Origin of the sequence: Photorhabdus sp. S10-54 (assembly GCF_963878145.1) — a bacterium.
In the GTDB taxonomy this organism is placed as follows: Bacteria; Pseudomonadota; Gammaproteobacteria; order Enterobacterales; family Enterobacteriaceae; genus Photorhabdus; species Photorhabdus kayaii.
This window is the reverse complement of sequence record NZ_CAWNXG010000143.1, coordinates 1-1,167: the sequence shown is the minus strand read 5'-3', so window position 1 is coordinate 1,167 and position 1,167 is coordinate 1. Positions and strand designations below refer to the sequence as shown.

The following is a 1,167-nucleotide window of genomic DNA, read 5'->3' as shown; positions in this document are numbered from 1 at the left end:
TTTTATGTCGTAACAGCGATATAAATCAAAGAGAATTCGGTGGTGCGGTAGTTCAGTTGGTTAGAATACCGGCCTGTCACGCCGGGGGTCGCGGGTTCGAGCCCCGTCCGCACCGCCACCTTAATTTTCAGAGAAACCCTGAGAGAAATTTCAGGGTTTTTTGCTGTTTATGAGTATTAAAATCAATAACTACCTTATTCTATTTGATAGAATTGGATAGTTTTTATAGTTATTCTGCATTTAAGAGGTTTTTTACGTGGTAAAAAAAACCTATGCGATAAGATATGTTGCTGGACAACCTGTTGAACGTGTCTTTCCTATGTCGACTCATCAGCTTGGGAATACATTACCTGTAGGTACTCCTTTGACCACTGGTACAAATGAGCTTAGGGTTGTTGTATGGAATATCTATAAACAGCAGCGTCCTTCATGGCGAAAGGTTCTGAAAGAGCTGACTAACGAAAGCCAGTTGATTTTATTACAAGAAGCGCAGACAACCCCTGATTTAGTTGAATTTGCTACCTCAAATTACCTAATATCTGATCAAGTTCCTGCATTTCTATTACCACAACACCCCTCTGGTGTAATGACGTTAGCAACTTCTCATCCTGTCTATTGCTGCCCACTGAGAGAGAAAGAGCCCCTTTTACGTTTATCTAAATCCGCTCTCATCACTGTTTATCTTTTACAGGATAATCGTCAGTTAATGGTTATTAATGTGCATGCGATAAATTTCAGTTTTGGTGTGGATGTGTATAGCCGCCAGTTGAATAACATTGGTGCTCATGTTCGTTTACATAACGGCCCAGTCATTATGGCTGGTGACTTTAATGCATGGAGTAAGCAACGATTAAATGCTTTAAAACGTTTTACCAGATATTTACACCTTGAAGAAGTATCTTTTACTGATGACTATCGAACAATCGCGTTTGGCAGACCTTTAGATTTTATTTTTTTCCGAGAGTTGAATATAGCTAATGCTACTGTGATACTTACTGATGCCTCCGATCATAATCCTCTTGTTGTGAATTTTTATTAATGGCGGATTCGACTAATAAGTGCAATTTTTCAGAAAGGCGGTCAGTTGCTATAGTAGGCACCTTTCCCGCCACAGGAAAATGCACTATGGCCTATACACAACTGACCGAGACAGAAAGATATCAGATT

At 39.8% G+C, this 1,167-nt stretch carries 1 protein-coding gene and 1 tRNA gene; both read left to right on the top strand.

What is annotated here, in order from left to right:
• Window positions 1-41 precede the first annotated feature (41 nt).
• A tRNA-Asp gene (locus AACQ83_RS24160) sits at window positions 42-118 on the top strand.
• Window positions 119-256: 138 nt separating this feature from the next.
• Entirely contained in the window at window positions 257-1,039 is a 783-nt protein-coding gene (locus tag AACQ83_RS24155) for an endonuclease/exonuclease/phosphatase family protein (RefSeq protein WP_112879886.1), read from the top strand.
• Window positions 1,040-1,167 lie beyond the last annotated feature (128 nt).